This window comes from Pedococcus sp. P2_F6 (assembly GCF_056403675.1).
Map to the genome: position 1 here is coordinate 54,470 of NZ_JBFUEZ010000008.1, position 16,538 is coordinate 71,007.

Sequence of the window (16,538 nt, forward strand, 5' to 3'; positions counted from 1 at the left end):
CCTCGGTTGGCGAGCAAGTAGCCACGGAACCGGGTCGAGCGGAGGTGGAGGCCAGTGGACGAAGCCCACATGGACGCCACCGTCGCCGCGGCGAGGGCTGGTGACCGTGCCGCCTTCGGGCAGCTGTGGCAAGAGCTCTCCCCCCGCGTGGCCGCCTACCTCCGTTCGCACGGCGTCCCCGACGCCGAGGACGTCACGAGCGAGGTCTTCCTCGCCGTGTTCCGGCAGGTGGGTCGATTCTCGGGCGGGGGCGCAGCCTTCCGCGCCCTGGTCTTCACCGTCGCCCACCGCAGGCAGGTGGACTGGCACCGGCAGCGGGCGCGCCGTGGGTCGTGGCTGCCCCTGGACGAGGCGGGAGCAGACCCCGCAGTGCCGTCTGCCGAGAGCGCGGCGCTGGCCCTGATCGCGCAGGAGCGGGTGGTCGAGGTGCTGGACACCCTCACTCCGGACCAGCGAGCCGTGCTCACGCTCCGGGTCGTGGCCGATCTCAGCCTCGAGGACACCGCGGCCGTCCTCGGCAAGGACCTCGGCGCCGTGAAGTCGCTGCAGCACCGGGCGCTGTCACGTCTGCGGCGAAAGCTTTCGCCAGAGCCGTATCCCTGGGACGCCCTCGCGCGATTGAACCCCCGACATGCCTGAGCCTGAAGACACCAGCCCCAGCGGACTGCACCTGCCCGCGAGCGACCCGGCGGCCTCCGCCGTCGAGTCGCTGCGCGCCATGGCGTCCCACGGGCCGGTGGAGCCCAGCCCCGAGCTGCTGGCGTTCTTCGACGACCCCGCCGGTCAGGGCCCGGGCGCCACCCCCCACTCAAGGAGTGAACTCGTGACCGTTGTCCGACTTCCCATTCGCCGTGCCGGCCGCGTCGCCGTGGCCGTCGGCGCCGCCCTCGCCCTCGCAGCCCTCGGTGGCGCCGCCGTGGCCGCTACCGGTGGCGGCCAGGACCGTGAGCCGGCGCAGGTGCAGCAGGACGACCCGAGCGACACCACCACGACGACGTCGTCGACCGAGACCGAGACCGAGACCGACTCCACCGAGACCGAGACGGCCACGGATGAGTCCGAGGAGTCCGAGACCACTGACGCGGGCGACGAGGGCGCCTCGACGCACACGGCCAACCCGATCGCCTCGGCCAACCACCATGACGGTGTCGGCAGCGACGACGAGCACGCCGACGTCCGCGGGGGTGGCGAGGTCGACCACCACGCCGAGCACACCCCGAAGGCCCACCCGACCAGTGGCGACGACGCTGACGAGAACGACGACGGTCAGGGTGAGGACCAGCAGGGCGGGGACGACCAGGGCGACGGCGCTCAGGCTCCCTCCTCGGAGCGTGGCGGCGGCTCGCACGGCCACTGACTCGCAGGAACGGTGAGTCGCACCCCCACTGAGCACACCTGACCCGGTGGCTGCCCCGCACTCCGCGGGGCAGCCACCATCCCGCGTTCGCAGGACTGCCGGGCTAGAGTCCGCCCGTGGAATGTCTGTTCTGCCGGATCATCGACGGCGCCCTGCCTGCGACCGTGGTGCTCGACGAACCGTTCACGCTGGGCTTCCTCGACACCAGGCCGGTCTTCAAGGGACACGTCCTGCTCGTCCCCAAGATCCACGTCGACACGCTCGTCGACCTGCCCGCGGAGTTGCTTCCGGTGCTGATGGGAGCGGCTCAGCGGCTGTCAGGAGCCGTCGTGGGCGGCCTGGGAGCGCAGGGGTCCTTCGTCGCGGTCAACAACGTGGTGTCGCAGTCGGTCCCGCACCTGCACGTACACGTGGTGCCGCGCACCAAGGGCGACGGACTGCGCGGCTTCTTCTGGCCGCGCACCAAGTACGCCTCGGACACCGAGGCCCAGGAGTATGCCGCGCGGCTGGCTGCCGCCCTCCCGCCCCCGCCCACCTGACCCGCCTACACCCGCGAGTCTGAAGGATCTGCCGGGCCAGGACCCCCACGATCCTTCAGGGTCGGGCGCGGGGCGGGGTCGCCTGTCAGCCGGGGCTGGCAGGATCGGCAGCGTGCGCAGCCACACCGTGACGCCCTCGCCCATCGGCGAGCTGACCCTCGTGGCCGAGGACGGTGCCCTCGTCGGGTGCTTCATGGCGCTGCCCGCCCGCGACCCGGCCGACGAGGTCCTGGGCGTGCCCGCTGAGGACGGTTCGGCCGACCCGGTGCTGGGGGAGGCCGAGACCCAGCTCGCCGAGTACTTCGCGCGACGGCGCACCGAGTTCACGCTGCCGCTGGCGCCCAAGGGGGACGCCTTCCAGCAGCAGGTCTGGGCTCTCCTGCGCGAGATCCCCTATGGCCAGACCCGCAGCTACGGCGACCTCGCGCGGACGCTCGGAGACGTCAACCTGAGCCAGCGAGTCGGGTGGGCCAACGGTCGCAACCCCCTCGGCATCATCGTCCCGTGCCACCGGGTCATCGGCGCTGACGGCAGCCTGGTGGGCTACGCCGGGGGCCTCGAGCGCAAGCGCTTCCTGCTCGCCCTGGAGGAACCTCCCGCGGACGAGGCCGATCGCCTCTTCTGAGGGTCGATGGCCCTCGCGAGGTTGAGCCCAGTGGGGTTTGTGCCCGTTTGGTGATCGTCCGTTCGTCTGGCATCGGCCCGAAATGCCCCCATGGACCCGTCCTGAGCAGGGACGATGCCGGACGGAAGGAGGCGGCCCATGCGGAGGCATCACGCGGGCCCGGCGGCGGTAGCCGTGGCGGCGATGGCGGTGCTCAGCGCCTCCGCGCCCCTTGCCTCGGCTGATCCGGCGCAGGCGTCCTCGCGCCCGAACCTGCGACAAGCCCTCCTCCTCGAGACGGTCCCCGCGCTGTTCTCCTCCGACGACCTCGCCCCGAGCGAGGCAGTGGCCCGGTTCGGTGCCAGGACCGCCCTGTCCGTGGCCCCGAGCCCCGCGATGGCGAAGCCGAAGCGACCGCCCAGCAAGGGGACCGTGGGGAGCTCGCCGCCCGCGGGGACCCCCCAAGCCGTGCTCGCCGCGGCATACCGCAAGGCGGTGGCTCGTGCGCCACGCGCGTGCCACCTGCAGGCGGCCCACCTGGCCGCCATCGGGCAGGTCGAGTCCGGCTCGATCGGCGGCCGCTCGGTGACAGCCGACCATCGGGTCACGCCCGCGATCTACGGCCCGCTGCTCGACGGCGGCCCTTTCGCGGTGATCCACGACAGCGACGGAGGTGCCGTCGACGGTGCCTCCGACTACGACCGGGCGGTGGGTCCCCTGCAGTTCCTGCCCGGCTCGTGGAGCTGGGCCGGCCGCGACGGGGACGGCGACGGCCGACGTGACCCGCAGAACGTCTTCGACGCGGCGTCCGCCACGGCCGGATACCTGTGCCAGGGCGGCCGCAACCTCGCTCGCCCCGGCGACCTGCGCAGCGCCGTGCTGTCCTACAACCAGTCGGGCGCCTACCACTCGGCCGTGCTGGAGTGGGTTTCCTACTTCCAGCGCCACGGTCTGGCCGCGCTGGTCACCGTGGCGTTCCGGGTGGGGTCGGGGGGACGGGCCAGCGCCATGACCGTCCAGACCCCGGATCCCAGCCCGCCCAAGAGCGCGCCGACGACGACCGCCGCGAGGACGCCGTCGACCGGATCCGGCGCCGCCACCGGCTCGGCCGCCACGGCGACACCGACGGGCACCCCCACGACTCCGGCGACCGATGCCCCCACGCCTACGCCCCCCGCCACGCCCTCTCCGGACCCGACGCCGGCGCCCTCCCCGTCGACGACCACTCCCGATCCCGTCCCGGAGCCGACAGCCACCACTCCGTGAGACGGGCAGCGTGATGCGCGTCGCACTCCGTGCTCAGGTGCGCCGAGGCGGCATACCGACGCGGCTAGGGTGGTTGACGTAGGAGGTTGCTTGACTCACAGCAGCCTGGATATCCGTAGAGCACGCGTCAGCGAGGAGGGCACACCCACGGGGTGGCCGTCCTTCGTCTTTCACAGGAGAGTGTTGGCATGACCTCGCAGCAGGTACCCGCAACGCACCGCCACCGCGTCGTCGTGGTCGGCTCCGGCTTCGGCGGACTCTTCGGCACCCAGGCGCTGAAGCGCGCCGACGTCGACATCACGCTGATCGCGAAGACCACCCACCACCTCTTCCAGCCGCTGCTCTACCAGGTCGCGACGGGCATCCTGTCCGAGGGCGAGATCGCGCCGGCGACCCGCGAAGTCCTTGCCCGGCAACGCAATGCGCGCGTCCTGCTCGGCAACGTCACGAGCATCGACCTGGCCGCCAAGACGGTCACCTCGCGCGTCCTCGACCGCGACACGGTGACGCCCTACGACACGCTCCTCGTCGCGGCCGGCGCCGGTCAGTCCTACTTCGGCAACGACCACTTCGCCCAGTTCGCCCCCGGCATGAAGTCGATCGACGACGCCCTCGAGCTGCGCGGCCGCATCTTCGGTTCCTTCGAGTGGGCCGAGCTCGCGAGCACGCCCAAGGAGATCGAGCGACTGATGACGTTCGTCGTGGTCGGAGCCGGACCCACCGGGGTCGAGATGGCCGGCCAGATCGCGGAGCTGTCGCGCCGCACGCTGCGCAAGGACTTCCGCAACATCGACACCAGCCGGGCACGCATCGTGCTGCTCGACGCCGCCCCGACCGTGCTCGGCGCTTTCGGCGACCAGCTCGGCGCCAAGGCCGCCAAGCGGCTCGCCGAGATCGGGGTCGAGGTGCAGCTCGGCGCGAAGGTGACGGGTGTCGACGCCACCGGCATCGACGTCGAGGACGCCGACGGCACCCAGCGCCGCATCGAGTCGGTCTGCAAGGTGTGGGCGGCCGGCGTGCAGGCCTCCGAGCTCGGTGCCCAGCTGGCCGAGCAGTCCGGGGCGCAGCTCGACCGCGCGGGGCGCATCGCCGTCAACGACGACCTCACGCTGCCCGGTCACCCCGAGGTGTTCGTCGTCGGCGACATGGCCTCGCTCAAGGGCTACCCCGGCGTCGCCCAGGTGGCCATCCAGGGATCGCGCTACGCCGCCGACCAGATCAAGCGGCGCCTCGCCGCGAAGGAGCCGAGGGGCCCCTTCGAGTACCACGACAAGGGCTCGATGGCGACGATCTCGCGGTTCAGCGCGGTCGCCTCGATCGGCAGCCTGCGGTTCACGGGGTTCATCGCGTGGCTGTTGTGGCTGGCGGTCCACCTCGTCTACATCATCGGGTTCAAGCACCGGCTCACCACGCTCCTGCACTGGGCGGTGAGCTTCCTCGGCCGAGGTCGCTCGGAACGCACGGTCACCGAGCAGCAGGTGTTCGCCCGCACGGCGATCGAGCAGCTCGGCTCGAGCTACGCGCCGTCCCTGCCGCGCGTCCCGGCCGACAAGAAGGCCCCCGCCCAGTCGGTGGCCCAGGCCCGCGACGAGGGCAGCCGCACCCTCTGACGAGCTCGACAGCGCACCCCGCACCGTCCGCAGGGTGACCGGTGCGTGAGATTCCGCGTGCTCCGCGGGCCTCTCGCCTAGGGTTGCGCCATGCCGCTGGACTATCCGATCCACGAGAAGACACTGGCCAACGGCCTGCGGGTCGTCGTGTCGCCGGACGCCTCCGTGCCCACGGTGACCGTCAACATCTGGGTGAACGTCGGATCGCGGCACGAGCTCAGCGGACGCACCGGCTTCGCCCACCTCTTCGAGCACCTGATGTTCCAGGGGTCACGGCACATCGCCAGCGGTGAGCACTTCACCCGGCTGATGGCCGAGGGCGGTCGGCTCAACGCGACGACGTGGTTCGACCGCACCAACTACTTCGAGACCGTCCCCAAGGGCGCCTTCGAGCTGGCCCTGTGGATGGAGGCAGACCGGCACGGCCACCTCCTCGACGCCGTCACGCAGGAGAACCTCGACAACCAGCGCGACGTCGTCAAGGAGGAGAAGCGCCAGCGCTACGACAACGTGCCCTACGGCACGGCCCTGATCGAGGTGTATGCCGCGGTGTTCCCTCCCGGCCATCCCTACCACCACCCCACGATCGGGTCGATGGAGGACCTCGACGCCGCAAGCCTCGAGGACGTGCACGCCTTCTTCCGTCGTTATTACGGGCCGAACAACAGCGTGCTGACCCTCGTCGGTGACCTCACTGCGGACGAGGGTTTCGCGGCAGCCGAGCGCTACTTCGGCCACCTCCCGGCGTCCGCGGAGCCCGCCCGGCCCCCCGTTGCCCCGCTGGCCCCGGTCAGCGAGCCGGTGCGGGTCGACCGGCCGGGCAACGTCCCGAACGACCGGATGCACATCGCCTTCCGGCTCCCGGTCGACAACACCGACGAGTTCTTCGCGGCGGGACTGGCCATCGACGCCCTCGGAGGCCTGTCCACCTCGCGCCTGGTGCAGCGGCTGGTCAGGCGTGAGCAGGTCGCCAACGCGGTGCAGGCCCACGCGATGGGGTTCGTCGACGGCGTCTCGCTGGGCTTCCTCGTCATCGACGTCGCTGACGGCCAGGACCCCGAGGCCGTGGAGGCTGCGGTGGTCGAGGAGCTGGTGCGGTTCGCGGCGGAGGGTCCGACCGACGTGGAGATGGAGTCCGCGATGGCGCAGTCAGAACGCTCGTGGCTCTCTGCCCTCGCCGGACAGGAGGAGCGGGCCGACCTGATCAGCCAGCACGTCCTGCTCCACTCTGACGGACAGTTCGTCAACACCTTCCTCGACCGGATCGGGGATGTCGGCGTCGAGGACGTGCGCGCCGCCGCAGCCAGGTGGCTGCGGCCCGAGAGCCGCGTCGTGGTGCGTCACCTCGCCGTCCGCGACGAGGAGGAGGTGGCATGACTTCGGTGAGTGGGACTGCCGACCGGCTCGAGGACCGGACCCCGCCACGCCCGGAGGTGCACCCGCCGGAGCGGTGGCGTTTCGCCACGCCGCAGCGGCACGTCCTGGCCAACGGCATCGAGCTGCTGAGCTATGACATCCCCGGTCAGTACGTCATCTCCGTGCGCACCGTCCTGCCCCTCGCGCTGTCGGTCGAGCCGCGGCCGGTCGAGGGCGTGGCCACCATCATGGCTCGGCTGCTCGACGAGGGCACGGCGGAGCATTCGCCCGAGGAGTTCGCAGAGTTGTTGGAGCGCAAGGGAATTGCGCTCGGTGCGTCGGTCACCGACGGTGGCCTCGGAGTCGACCTGGACGTGCCCAAACGTCGTCTCGGCGACGCCCTGGACCTGCTGCGGCAGGCCCTCGCAGAGCCGGTCTTCCCCGAGCCCGAGGTGGACCGGCACCGCAAGACCCGGCTTGCCCAGATCGAGCAGGAACGCGCCCTCGCGCCACAACGGGCAGCCCAGGAGTTCATCGCCACCCACTTCGACGAGGCGGACAGGGCGTCACGGCCCACGGCGGGGACGACGGCCAGCATCACGGCGTTGACCCGCCAGGACATCGTGGACTTCCACGCCGAGCGCGTCGGGCCCACGGGGATGACGGCCGTCATCGCCGGCGACCTGTCGGGCCTCGACGTCCGCGACCTGGCCGAGACCACGCTCGGCACGTGGGTCAGCGCGACCCACGTGCCCTCGCCGGGGCCGACCGAGGCCCGTCGCGCGGCCGACGCAGCTCGCGTCGTGCTCGTCGACCGACCTGGCTCGGTCCAGAGCGAGCTGCTGGTGGGGTGGACGGGCCCGGACCGTCGCGCCCCGGGCGGCTGGGCGGCATACCCCGTCCTCGGTTTCATGGTTGGTGGGTCGCCCAACGCCCGCGTCGACGCGGTCCTGCGCGAGGAGAAGGGCTACACCTACGGCATCCGCTCGGTGTTCCGGCCGCGCCGCGTCGGCGGGCTGTTCCTCACGTCCGGCTCGGTGCGGGCCGATGCGACCGTCGAGTCGGTGCGGTTGCTTCTGGACCTGCTTGCCTCAGGGCGCGAGGGGTTCAGCCCCGAGGAGGTGCAGGCCGGGGTCGACTTCATCAGCAAGACCGCACCGGGGCGCTTCGCCACGGCCGATGCCGTCGCCGACGAAGCCGCGACGATGGCCCTCGACGGACTCACCACCGACTTCACCACCCAGACGCTCGACGCGATGCGCGACCTCGACGGTGAGCGCCTGACGGCGGCCTACCGCGACTGGGTCCAGGGGGAGTGGACGGTGGTCATCGTCGGCGATGCCAGCACGTATGCCGACGGGGTGCGTGAGCTGGGGATCGGCGACGTGACGGTCGTCCCCGCCTGAGCGACGGTCAGACGCGGGCGTCCGTGCCCAGTCGGGCCAGGACCTCGTCGTGCAGCAGGCCGTTGGTGGCGACGGCGTTGCCGCCCCACGGTCCGTCCTTGCCCGCCAGGGACGTGAACCGGCCGCCGGCCTCCGTGACGATGGGGACCAGCGCCGCCATGTCGTAGACGGCGAGGTCGGGTTCGGCGGCGATGTCCACCGCGCCCTCCGCGACGAGCATGTAGGACCAGAAGTCGCCGAACGCCCGAGTCCGCCAGCAGGCATCGGTCAGCTCGAGGAACTCCTCCTGCCGGTCGAGGTGCCGCCAGCCCTTGAGGTCGGAGTAGGAGAACGACGCGTCCGACAGGTTCGAGACGGCAGAGACGTGGATCTGCTTGGCCGCGGAGAGGCTGCGGCCCGACCACGCGCCGGACCCGTTGGCTGCCCACCAGCGCCGGCCGAGGGCCGGAGCGGCCACGAGGCCGAGCACCGGCATGTCGTTGTCGACCAGCGAGATCAGGGTCGCCCACGCGGGTACGCCGCGGACGAAGTTGTGCGTCCCGTCGATCGGGTCGATCACCCAGCGACGGGGGCCGTGCCCGGTGGTCTCGAACTCCTCGCCCTCTACGGCGTCACGGGGGCGGGTGCGCTTGAGCTGCATGCGCACCATCTCCTCGGCAGCCTTGTCGGCGTCACTCACCAGGGACAGGTCTGGCTTGGACTCCACGACGAGGTCGTGGGCGCGGAACCGGGCCATGGTGATCCGCTCGACGGCGTCCGCCAGGACATGGGCTAGGCGCAGATCATCGTCGTAGGGCACCTTCCCACGCTAGCCCGTCGGCTGGTCGGGACGCGGGATGCCACGTCGCCCGGCGGGGGCTAGGGCCTCTCCGGGCAGGTGCGACGGCATCTCCCGACAGGTGCGAGGGCGTCTCCCGGGCGGTTGGGGGCGACCTCCGGGCGTAATACACGAAACACCATCAAATGGCAGCAAAAGCCACTTCGACCGAAGATCTGCTCTCAACTGTGCTGCGGGACGATCACGTTTTTGTCTCGGGTTGGCCCAGAGCGTCGCCTTTGCTCCCTCCGTGCTCTTTCATAGGGGCCACAACACACGAACGCCCTGTGCGTTACAGGGCTGCGCCCAAATCGGGCACAGCCCGGAACGACCGCTCATCATCTGGGCGGCAGACCCTAAGTAGGAGGACGTCAATGCGAGGAACTACTCGCACGGTGGCCATGGTTGCTGGAATCTCGTCCGTCGCGCTGCTCGCTGCAGCTTGCGGTGGCGGGAACAGCAAGGATGACACCAGCTCCAGTGCCGGCGGCAAGGCCGGCGGTACTGTCACGGTCCGCGGGTGCAACCCCCAGAACCCGCTCATTCCGAGCAACACGACCGAGACCTGTGGTGGCAACGTGCTTGAGGCCATCACGGCCAAGCTCGTGCACTACAACGCCGAGACCGCTGCCCCCGAGAACGACATCGCGGACAAGATCGACTCGACGGACAACCAGAACTTCACCGTCACCCTGAAGAAGGGCTACAAGTTCTCGGACGGCACCGAGGTCAAGGCGCACAACTTCGTCGACGCCTGGAACTACGCCGCCTACGGCCCGAACGCCCAGTCCTCCGGCTACTTCATGGAGCCCATCGAGGGCTTCGGTGACACCCAGTGCACCGGCACCGGCGACGACCCGTGCAAGGGCTCCGGCAAGGCCAAGGCCGACAAGCTCACCGGTCTGGTGGTGAAGGACGACTACACCTTCACGATCAAGACGACCGAGAAGGTCTCCAACATGGCCGTCCGCCTGGGCTACTCGGCCTTCGCGCCGCTGCCGGACTCCTTCAAGGCCGACCCGGCCGCCTATGGCGAGAAGCCGGTTGGCGCTGGCCCGTTCAAGCTCGACAGCTGGACCAAGAACACCGAGATCAAGCTCAGCAAGAACGCGAGCTACTCGGGCAAGTTCCCCGGCAAGCTCGACGGCATCACGTTCAAGATCTACCAGGACGAGGACGCCGCCTACAACGACGTCATCGCCAACCAGCTTGACGTGACGGACCAGGTCCCCTCGTCCGCGATGATCGATGACAAGTACAAGACCGACCTCCCGGACCGCAACTCGCAGAAGTCCGTCGGCGTCATCCAGACCATCACCTTCGCGCCGACCAAGGTCGACCCGAACTACTCTGACCCGAAGATCCGTCAGGCCATCTCCATGGCCATCGACCGTCCGACGATCATCAAGCAGATCTTCAACAACACGCGTCAGCCCGCCACCGGCTGGGTCTCCCCGGTCGTTGACGGCTACAAGGCCAACCAGTGTGGCGAGTGGTGCACGTTCGACGCCGCCAAGGCCAAGGCCAAGCTCGACGAGGCCGGTGGCTTCAAGGGTGGCAAGATGACCCTCGCCTACAACGCTGACTCCTCGCACAAGGCGTGGACCGAGGCAACCTGCAACTCGATCAAGGGCGCCCTCGGTGTCGACTGTGTCGCGACCCCGGTCGTGGACTTCGCCACCTTCCGCACCCAGATCGCCAGCCGCAAGATGAAGGGCATGTTCCGCACGGGATGGCAGATGGACTACCCGTCCATCGAGAACTTCCTCGCCCCGATCTTCAAGACTGGTGCCTCGTCCAACGATGGTGACTACAGCAACCCCGAGTTCGACAAGCTCCTCAACGAGGCTGCTGCCCAGACGGACCCGGCTCAGGCCAACGCCAAGTACCAGGAGGCCGAGGCACTGCTCGCCAACGACATGCCGGCCATCCCGATGTGGTACTCGACGGCCACCTTCGGCTGGTCCAACAAGGTCACCGGCGTGAAGATCACCGCATTCGGCACGATCGACTTCGAGAGCCTCTCGCTCAAGTAAAGTCGCCCGGACCGCCCACCTCGCCGGTGAGCGAATCCAGATAGCGTCGTCGGCCTGCCGGCCCAGTGCCGGCAGCAACCCTCCTGATGACCCCCCACCGTCCAAAACGACTATGTTGTGACAAGCACGGGCGCGCACGTCTGGCCCCGCACGGCTTGTCCAGCCACGCCACCCGGGAACACCCCACCCGACGGCGTCATATAGAGGGAGGTGACGTGTACAAGTACATCCTTCGGAGACTTCTCCAGATGATCCCGGTGCTGCTTGGATCCACGTTCATTATCTTTGCCATGGTTTTCGCCCTGCCCGGAGATCCCACAGCTGGCATGTGCGGTGAGCGGCCCTGCGCGCCGGCCTTCGTGGCCAAGTTCCGGACCGAGCACAACCTCAACGACCCCCTGCCGACGCGCTACGCCAAGTACATGGGCAACATCGCCCAGGGCGACCTCGGCACCACCTTCCGCAACATCAAGGTGGCGGACGAGCTCAAGCAGCGTTACCCCACCACCGCCAAGCTGGCTGGCATGGCGATCCTCTTCGAGACGCTGATCGGCGTCATCGCGGGTGTGCTGGCGGGGATACGCAAGGGCAAGTTCATGGACAACCTCGTCCTCGTGAGCACCCTGTTCGTCATCGCCATCCCCATCTTCGTCATCGGCGCCACGCTGCAGTACTACCTCGGTGTCAAGTGGGGCCTTCGACCAGTGACGGTCTCGTCCGAGGCGACGTTCAACGAGCTGCTGCTCCCCGCCTTCGTGCTCGGCAGCGCCTCGATCGCCTACGTCGCCCGACTGACCCGCACCAACCTGGTGGAGAACCTGCGCGCCGACTACCTGCGCACGGCCATCGCCAAGGGACTGACCCGTCGGCGGGCCATCGGCCTGCACGCCCTGCGCAACTCGCTGATCCCGGTCGTCACCTTCATCGGCGCCGACTTCGGTGGTCTCCTCGGTGGCGCCATCGTCACCGAGCGCATCTTCAACATCCAGGGCGTGGGCGGCTACCTGTTCACCGGCATCCACAACCGCGACGGCGTGTCCGTCGTGGGGACGGTGACGGTCCTGGTGCTGGTGTTCCTGCTCGTCAACCTGCTCGTCGACCTCTTGTACGGCGTGCTCGACCCGAGGATCAGCCATGACTGAGGCATCGACCATTGCCGTTGGCGCCGAGACCGGCGCCGGCGCCGCAGGGCACGACGAGGCGCGTTCGCTCACCTCCGACGCCTGGCGCTCGCTCAAGAAGAACCCCATCTTCTGGGTCTCGATGGCCCTCATCGTGGTGTTCCTGCTGATGGCCGTGTGGCCGGCGCTGTTCACCAACGTCGACCCCGCCGCTGCCGTGCTCAAGGAGGCGCGTCAGCGTCCCAGCGGCAGCGCCTGGTTCGGTCGCGACATCCAGGGCTACGACATCTACTCGCGCACCATCTACGGTGCTCGTGCGTCGATCCTCGTCGGCGTCTTCGCGTCGATCGCGACCGTGCTGATCGGTGGTGCCATGGGCATCGTCGCCGGCTACTACGGTGGCTGGCTGGACGCCCTGGTGTCCCGTGTCACGGACATCTTCTTCGCCATCCCGCTGCTGCTCGGCGGCATCCTCTTCATGGCGACGTTCCCCAACGACGTGAACTCGCCCTACCTGCTCGTGGTGGGCAAGGTCGTGCTGGTGCTGTCGATCTTCGGCTGGCCGGGACTGGCGCGCCTCATGCGGTCCAGCGTCCTGCAGGTCAAGCCCAACGACTACGTCCAGGCCGCCCGCGCCCTCGGAGCCACGCCGTGGCGGATCATCCGCGCGCACGTGCTCCCGAACGCACTGGCGCCGATGATCGTCGTGGCGACCATCAACCTGGGTGTGTTCATCGCCGTCGAGGCGACCCTGAGCTTCCTCGGCATCGGGTTGACCCCGCCGGCGATCTCGTGGGGTGTGGCCATCTCCGACGCCATCGTGGCGCTGCGGACGACCCCGCACATCCTGTTGTTCCCCAGCCTCTTCCTGAGTCTGGCGGTGCTGGCCTTCATCATGCTCGGCGACGCCGTGCGCGATGCCTTCGACCCGAAGTCGCGCTGAGCGGGAGAGACGACACATGACAACCTCTGAAACCATGGCCCGGGAGTCTGCGAAGTCCTCCGGCCAGACCTACGCCCCCCAGGACGGGCTGCTGCTGGAGGTGGAGGACCTCCACGTCGAGTTCCACACCCCCGACGGCATCGCCCGGGCGATCAACGGCGTCAACTTCGACCTCCACGAGGGCCAGACCCTGGCCATCCTCGGGGAGTCCGGGTCGGGCAAGTCCGTGACCGCGCAGGCGATCATGGGCATCCTCGACATGCCGCCGGCAGTCATCCCCAAGGGCCAGATCCGCTACTGCGGTCAGGACCTGCTGACGATGCCGGACGAGCAGCGTCGCCGCACCCGTGGCCCGGAGATCTCGATGGTCTTCCAGGACGCGCTGTCCTCGCTGAACCCCGTGTTCCCCGTGGGGTGGCAGATCGCGGAGATGTTCCGCGTGCACCGCGGCATGAACAAGTCCGACGCCCTCGAGCGTGCGGTCAAGCTCATGCAGCGGGTCCAGATCCCGGCGGCCAAGGAGCGCGTGGGGGCCTACCCCCACCAGTTCTCAGGCGGCATGCGCCAGCGCATCATGATCGCGATGGCCATCGCGCTCGACCCGGCGGTCCTCATCGCCGACGAGCCGACCACCGCCCTGGACGTCACCGTCCAGGCGCAGATCATGGCGCTGCTGCAGGAGCTGCAGGAGGAGCGCCAGATGGGGCTCATCCTGATCACGCACGACCTGGGTGTGGTGGCGAACGTCGCCGACAAGATCGCGGTGATGTATGCCGGTCGGATCGTCGAGCGCGCCGACGTCTACGACCTGTACCGCCAACCGGGCCACCCCTACACCAAGGGCCTGTTGGAGTCGATCCCGCGCCTGGACCAGAAGGGACAGCAGCTCGCTGCCATCGGTGGCCTGCCGCCGAACCTGATGCGGATCCCGGACGGGTGCGCCTTCAACCCGCGGTGCAAGTTCGCCCAGGACGTGTGCCGCGAGGACCGTCCTGCCCTGCTCGAGGTCGCTCCCGGCCGAGAGAGCGCCTGCCACTTCGCCGAGGAGGTCCTCCATGGCTGAGGCCATTCTGACTGCGACCGACCTGGTCAAGTACTACCCCATCAAGGGCGGCGTGCTGCGCCGCACCGTGGGTCACGTGAAGGCCGTCGACGGCGTCAGCTTCGAGCTCCTCAAGGGTGAGACGCTGGGCATCGTCGGTGAGTCCGGGTGTGGCAAGTCAACGCTCGGCCGCCTGCTGATGCGCCTGGAGGAGCCCACCTCTGGCTCGGTCGTGTTCGACGGTGTCGACATGTACGCGCAGAAGGGTCGCGCGATGCGCAAGCTGCGTCGCGACATCCAGATCGTGTTCCAGGACCCCTACACCTCGCTCAACCCTCGCAAGACGGTTGGCGACATCGTGGGGGAGCCGTTCGACATCCACCCCGATGTGGTGCCGAGGAAGGGCCGCCGCAAGGCCGTTCAGGACCTGCTCGACCTCGTGGGCCTCAACCCCGAGCACATCAACCGCTACCCCCACCAGTTCTCCGGTGGACAGCGGCAGCGCATCGGCATCGCCCGAGGGATCGCCCTGAACCCGAAGGTGCTGATCTGCGACGAGCCGGTCTCCGCGCTCGACGTGTCGGTGCAGGCCCAGGTCGTCAACCTGATGGAGAAGCTCCAGGACGAGCTCGGCCTGTCCTACATCTTCATCGCGCACGACCTGTCCGTGGTCCGGCACATCTCCGACCGCGTCGGCGTCATGTACCTCGGCAAGATGGCAGAGCTGGGCGAGGAGGACGACATCTACGGTCGTCCCACCCACCCCTACACCCAGGCGCTGCTGTCGGCCGTCCCGGTGCCCGACCCGACCCTGCGCGACAAGAAGGAGCAGATCGTCCTCAAGGGCGACGTCCCCTCGCCGGCCAACCCGCCGTCGGGCTGCCGCTTCCACACCCGGTGCTGGAAGGCGCAGGACAAGTGCAAGACCGACATCCCGATGCTCGAGCTGCGCCCCGACGGCGCGGGCGAGCACCTGTCGGCCTGCCACTTCGCGTCGCCTCGCGAGATCATCGAGACCGTGGACGTCTCCGGCGCAGCCTCGGTCACGTTCGGCTCGGGTCTGCGCGACGACTCGTCGCTCGAGCCCGTGGGTGACGGCCCGACGGACTCCTGACCGCGAGCGCACAGCACACGACGACGGCGCCGTTCCCCACCAGGGGGGCGGCGCCGTCGCCGTCCCCTCCTCAGAGGCGCCGGTTGAGGGAGAACACGCGACCCAGCAGGGGCATGAGCACGATGTTCAGGCCGTGCAGGATGCCGATGATGAGGAGTATGCCGCCGAGCCGGCCGAGCTCGAACGTCACCTGTTCTGCGGTGACCTCCTGGCTGATCGCGTTGTGCCAGCTCTCCTGTGGGGCCACGTGCAACGAGAACAGGATGTAGGCGGCGAAGATCAGGTAGTAGACGATGTCGGTGAGCACGATGTAGCTCTTGCCGGTCAGCGGGTTGTCGTGGAAGACGTCAGCAGCGTAGGCCCGGCCGAACCGCTTGATGAACGGGCCGAGCCACAAGGCGATGCCGAGCAGGGCGAGGTTGGTCCCCACCTCGAGAATCCACCAGGGCATGTGCAGTCCTCTCTCGTCTCTGGGGGTGAGGGTCAGCAGTGTGGTCACGGAGCCGGCCAGGGCCACGACCCAGGCCGCCCCGACCCGGCGTACCCGCCGTCGCCGGGCGCGGTCGTGGTCGATGCCTTCGACGACGCGTGCGAACAGGTCGGGGGAGGGGGCGTGCACGCTGCCCTCGGCGGTCAGCGCATCATGGAGGCGATCTTCGAGCGCGCTCATCGCGTCTCCTCCAAGGTGGCAGCCAGGGACCTCAGGCCGCGCTGCAGATGGGTCTTGACCGAGTTGGGTGAGAGCCCCAGGGTCCTGGCGATCTCCTCGACGGACAGCTCGAGGTAGTACCTCAGAGCCACGCAGTCCCGCTGTCGCCGGGGCAGGTCGTGCAGTGCTGCGACCACCTCGAGGCGCGACTCACGAGAGGCGGCGGTCTCCTCCGCCGAGGGCTCGTCCGGTATGGCCGGGGGCCGGTGCCGTAGGGACACCAGGCCGCGCCGGTTGTGGTCGCGCGCGAGGTTGATGACGATCGAGCGCAGGTAGGCCGCGGCTCGCTCGGGGTCGCGGATGCGCTGGGCGCTGCGGGACAAGCGGATGAACGCCTCCTGGACGAGGTCCTCGGCCGCGGTGCGGTCCTGGACGAAGAAGCGGGCGAGGGTCACCAGTCGTGCGCCCTCGGCAACGAACAGGGCCGAGACCAAGGCGTCGACGTCGGCCTGCGCCGTCGACTCCCCGATGCTCCCTGTCAGCATTCCCACGGACTCCATCACCTAGACAGACGAACGAGCAGAGGCGTTGGGTGACAACCAATTTCGATGATTTCAGTGTCACCCGCTGCGCCGTTGTGCCGCGTCAGTCAGGTGTCAGCACCACGGTTTCACAAGC

Annotated in this window: 16 protein-coding genes; 13 read left to right on the forward strand and 3 right to left on the reverse strand. The window is 69.1% G+C overall.

What is annotated here, in order from left to right:
- Positions 1-54 precede the first annotated feature (54 nt).
- The 8 genes from AC1DWP_RS18300 (at position 55) to AC1DWP_RS18335 (ending at position 8,138) form a co-directional block, all read left to right on the forward strand.
- The gene (locus AC1DWP_RS18300) at positions 55-639 is read left to right on the forward strand and encodes an RNA polymerase sigma factor (protein WP_477615917.1); all 585 of its coding nucleotides are present in this window, start codon (positions 55-57) and stop codon (positions 637-639) included.
- Positions 632-1,357: a hypothetical protein gene (locus AC1DWP_RS18305; RefSeq protein WP_477615918.1), complete on the forward strand. Its 726-nt coding sequence runs from the start codon at positions 632-634 to the stop codon at positions 1,355-1,357. Before AC1DWP_RS18300 ends, AC1DWP_RS18305 begins: the two co-directional genes overlap by 8 nt.
- 116 nt (positions 1,358-1,473) lie before the next feature.
- Entirely contained in the window at positions 1,474-1,896 is a 423-nt protein-coding gene (locus AC1DWP_RS18310; protein WP_477615919.1) for an HIT family protein, read from the forward strand.
- 112 nt (positions 1,897-2,008) lie between these two features.
- Positions 2,009-2,521, forward strand: coding sequence for a methylated-DNA--[protein]-cysteine S-methyltransferase (locus AC1DWP_RS18315; protein ID WP_477615920.1), 513 nt, complete (start codon positions 2,009-2,011; stop codon positions 2,519-2,521).
- Positions 2,522-2,659: 138 nt separating this feature from the next.
- On the forward strand, positions 2,660-3,766 hold the full coding sequence (locus AC1DWP_RS18320) for a lytic murein transglycosylase (protein ID WP_477615921.1): 1,107 nt from the start codon (positions 2,660-2,662) through the stop codon (positions 3,764-3,766).
- A gap of 188 nt (positions 3,767-3,954) precedes the next feature.
- Entirely contained in the window at positions 3,955-5,376 is a 1,422-nt protein-coding gene (locus AC1DWP_RS18325; protein ID WP_477615922.1) for an NAD(P)/FAD-dependent oxidoreductase, read from the forward strand.
- 90 nt (positions 5,377-5,466) lie between these two features.
- Positions 5,467-6,753 carry a M16 family metallopeptidase gene (locus AC1DWP_RS18330; RefSeq protein ID WP_477615923.1) on the forward strand — a complete coding sequence of 429 codons (1,287 nt, stop codon included), beginning with the start codon at positions 5,467-5,469 and terminating at the stop codon, positions 6,751-6,753.
- Entirely contained in the window at positions 6,750-8,138 is a 1,389-nt protein-coding gene (locus tag AC1DWP_RS18335; protein ID WP_477615924.1) for a M16 family metallopeptidase, read from the forward strand. The genes AC1DWP_RS18330 and AC1DWP_RS18335 overlap by 4 nt, the downstream gene beginning before the upstream one ends.
- A 7-nt stretch (positions 8,139-8,145) precedes the next feature.
- Here the strand turns inward: AC1DWP_RS18335 and hisN are convergent, their stop codons facing one another.
- Positions 8,146-8,937 (reverse strand): histidinol-phosphatase, encoded by a 792-nt coding sequence (gene hisN, locus AC1DWP_RS18340; protein ID WP_477615925.1) that lies wholly within the window; start codon positions 8,935-8,937, stop codon positions 8,146-8,148.
- A 392-nt stretch (positions 8,938-9,329) separates the two neighbouring features.
- Here hisN and AC1DWP_RS18345 point away from each other — a divergent pair, with 392 nt between their 5' ends.
- The 5 genes from AC1DWP_RS18345 (at position 9,330) to AC1DWP_RS18365 (ending at position 15,211) form a co-directional block, all read left to right on the forward strand.
- A complete protein-coding gene (locus AC1DWP_RS18345) occupies positions 9,330-10,991 on the forward strand; it encodes a peptide ABC transporter substrate-binding protein (protein ID WP_477615926.1) in 1,662 nt (553 codons plus the stop codon).
- Positions 10,992-11,206: 215 nt separating this feature from the next.
- Positions 11,207-12,133, forward strand: a complete 927-nt coding sequence (locus tag AC1DWP_RS18350) for an ABC transporter permease (RefSeq protein ID WP_477615927.1) — start codon at positions 11,207-11,209, stop codon at positions 12,131-12,133.
- A complete protein-coding gene (locus AC1DWP_RS18355) occupies positions 12,126-13,055 on the forward strand; it encodes an ABC transporter permease (RefSeq protein ID WP_477615928.1) in 930 nt (309 codons plus the stop codon). Before AC1DWP_RS18350 ends, AC1DWP_RS18355 begins: the two co-directional genes overlap by 8 nt.
- Positions 13,056-13,089: 34 nt before the next feature.
- Complete coding sequence (locus AC1DWP_RS18360; RefSeq protein WP_477615993.1) at positions 13,090-14,118, forward strand: ABC transporter ATP-binding protein; 1,029 nt, start codon at positions 13,090-13,092, stop codon at positions 14,116-14,118.
- Complete coding sequence (locus AC1DWP_RS18365; protein WP_477615929.1) at positions 14,111-15,211, forward strand: ABC transporter ATP-binding protein; 1,101 nt, start codon at positions 14,111-14,113, stop codon at positions 15,209-15,211. The genes AC1DWP_RS18360 and AC1DWP_RS18365 overlap by 8 nt, the downstream gene beginning before the upstream one ends.
- 70 nt (positions 15,212-15,281) lie before the next feature.
- Here AC1DWP_RS18365 and AC1DWP_RS18370 read toward each other — a convergent pair whose 3' ends face one another.
- Together AC1DWP_RS18370 and AC1DWP_RS18375 are read right to left on the reverse strand one after the other, a co-directional pair.
- Positions 15,282-15,881, reverse strand: coding sequence for a hypothetical protein (locus AC1DWP_RS18370; RefSeq protein WP_477615930.1), 600 nt, complete (start codon positions 15,879-15,881; stop codon positions 15,282-15,284).
- Positions 15,878-16,405, reverse strand: coding sequence for an RNA polymerase sigma factor (locus AC1DWP_RS18375; RefSeq protein ID WP_477615994.1), 528 nt, complete (start codon positions 16,403-16,405; stop codon positions 15,878-15,880). Before AC1DWP_RS18375 ends, AC1DWP_RS18370 begins: the two co-directional genes overlap by 4 nt.
- Positions 16,406-16,538: the final 133 nt, after the last annotated feature.

Bases quoted from the DNA above. Each gene is read 5' to 3' on its own strand.
- AC1DWP_RS18305 (WP_477615918.1), top strand. From the start codon at position 632: ATGCCTGAGCCTGAAGACACCAGCCCCAGCGGACTGCACCTGCCCGCG.
- AC1DWP_RS18320 (WP_477615921.1), top strand. From the start codon at position 2,660: ATGCGGAGGCATCACGCGGGCCCGGCGGCGGTAGCCGTGGCGGCGATG.
- AC1DWP_RS18325 (WP_477615922.1), top strand. From the start codon at position 3,955: ATGACCTCGCAGCAGGTACCCGCAACGCACCGCCACCGCGTCGTCGTG.
- AC1DWP_RS18330 (WP_477615923.1), top strand. From the start codon at position 5,467: ATGCCGCTGGACTATCCGATCCACGAGAAGACACTGGCCAACGGCCTG.
- AC1DWP_RS18335 (WP_477615924.1), top strand. From the start codon at position 6,750: ATGACTTCGGTGAGTGGGACTGCCGACCGGCTCGAGGACCGGACCCCG.
- AC1DWP_RS18345 (WP_477615926.1), top strand. From the start codon at position 9,330: ATGCGAGGAACTACTCGCACGGTGGCCATGGTTGCTGGAATCTCGTCC.
- AC1DWP_RS18355 (WP_477615928.1), top strand. From the start codon at position 12,126: ATGACTGAGGCATCGACCATTGCCGTTGGCGCCGAGACCGGCGCCGGC.
- AC1DWP_RS18360 (WP_477615993.1), top strand. From the start codon at position 13,090: ATGGCCCGGGAGTCTGCGAAGTCCTCCGGCCAGACCTACGCCCCCCAG.
- AC1DWP_RS18365 (WP_477615929.1), top strand. From the start codon at position 14,111: ATGGCTGAGGCCATTCTGACTGCGACCGACCTGGTCAAGTACTACCCC.
- AC1DWP_RS18370 (WP_477615930.1), bottom strand. From the start codon at position 15,881: ATGAGCGCGCTCGAAGATCGCCTCCATGATGCGCTGACCGCCGAGGGC.
- AC1DWP_RS18375 (WP_477615994.1), bottom strand. From the start codon at position 16,405: ATGCTGACAGGGAGCATCGGGGAGTCGACGGCGCAGGCCGACGTCGAC.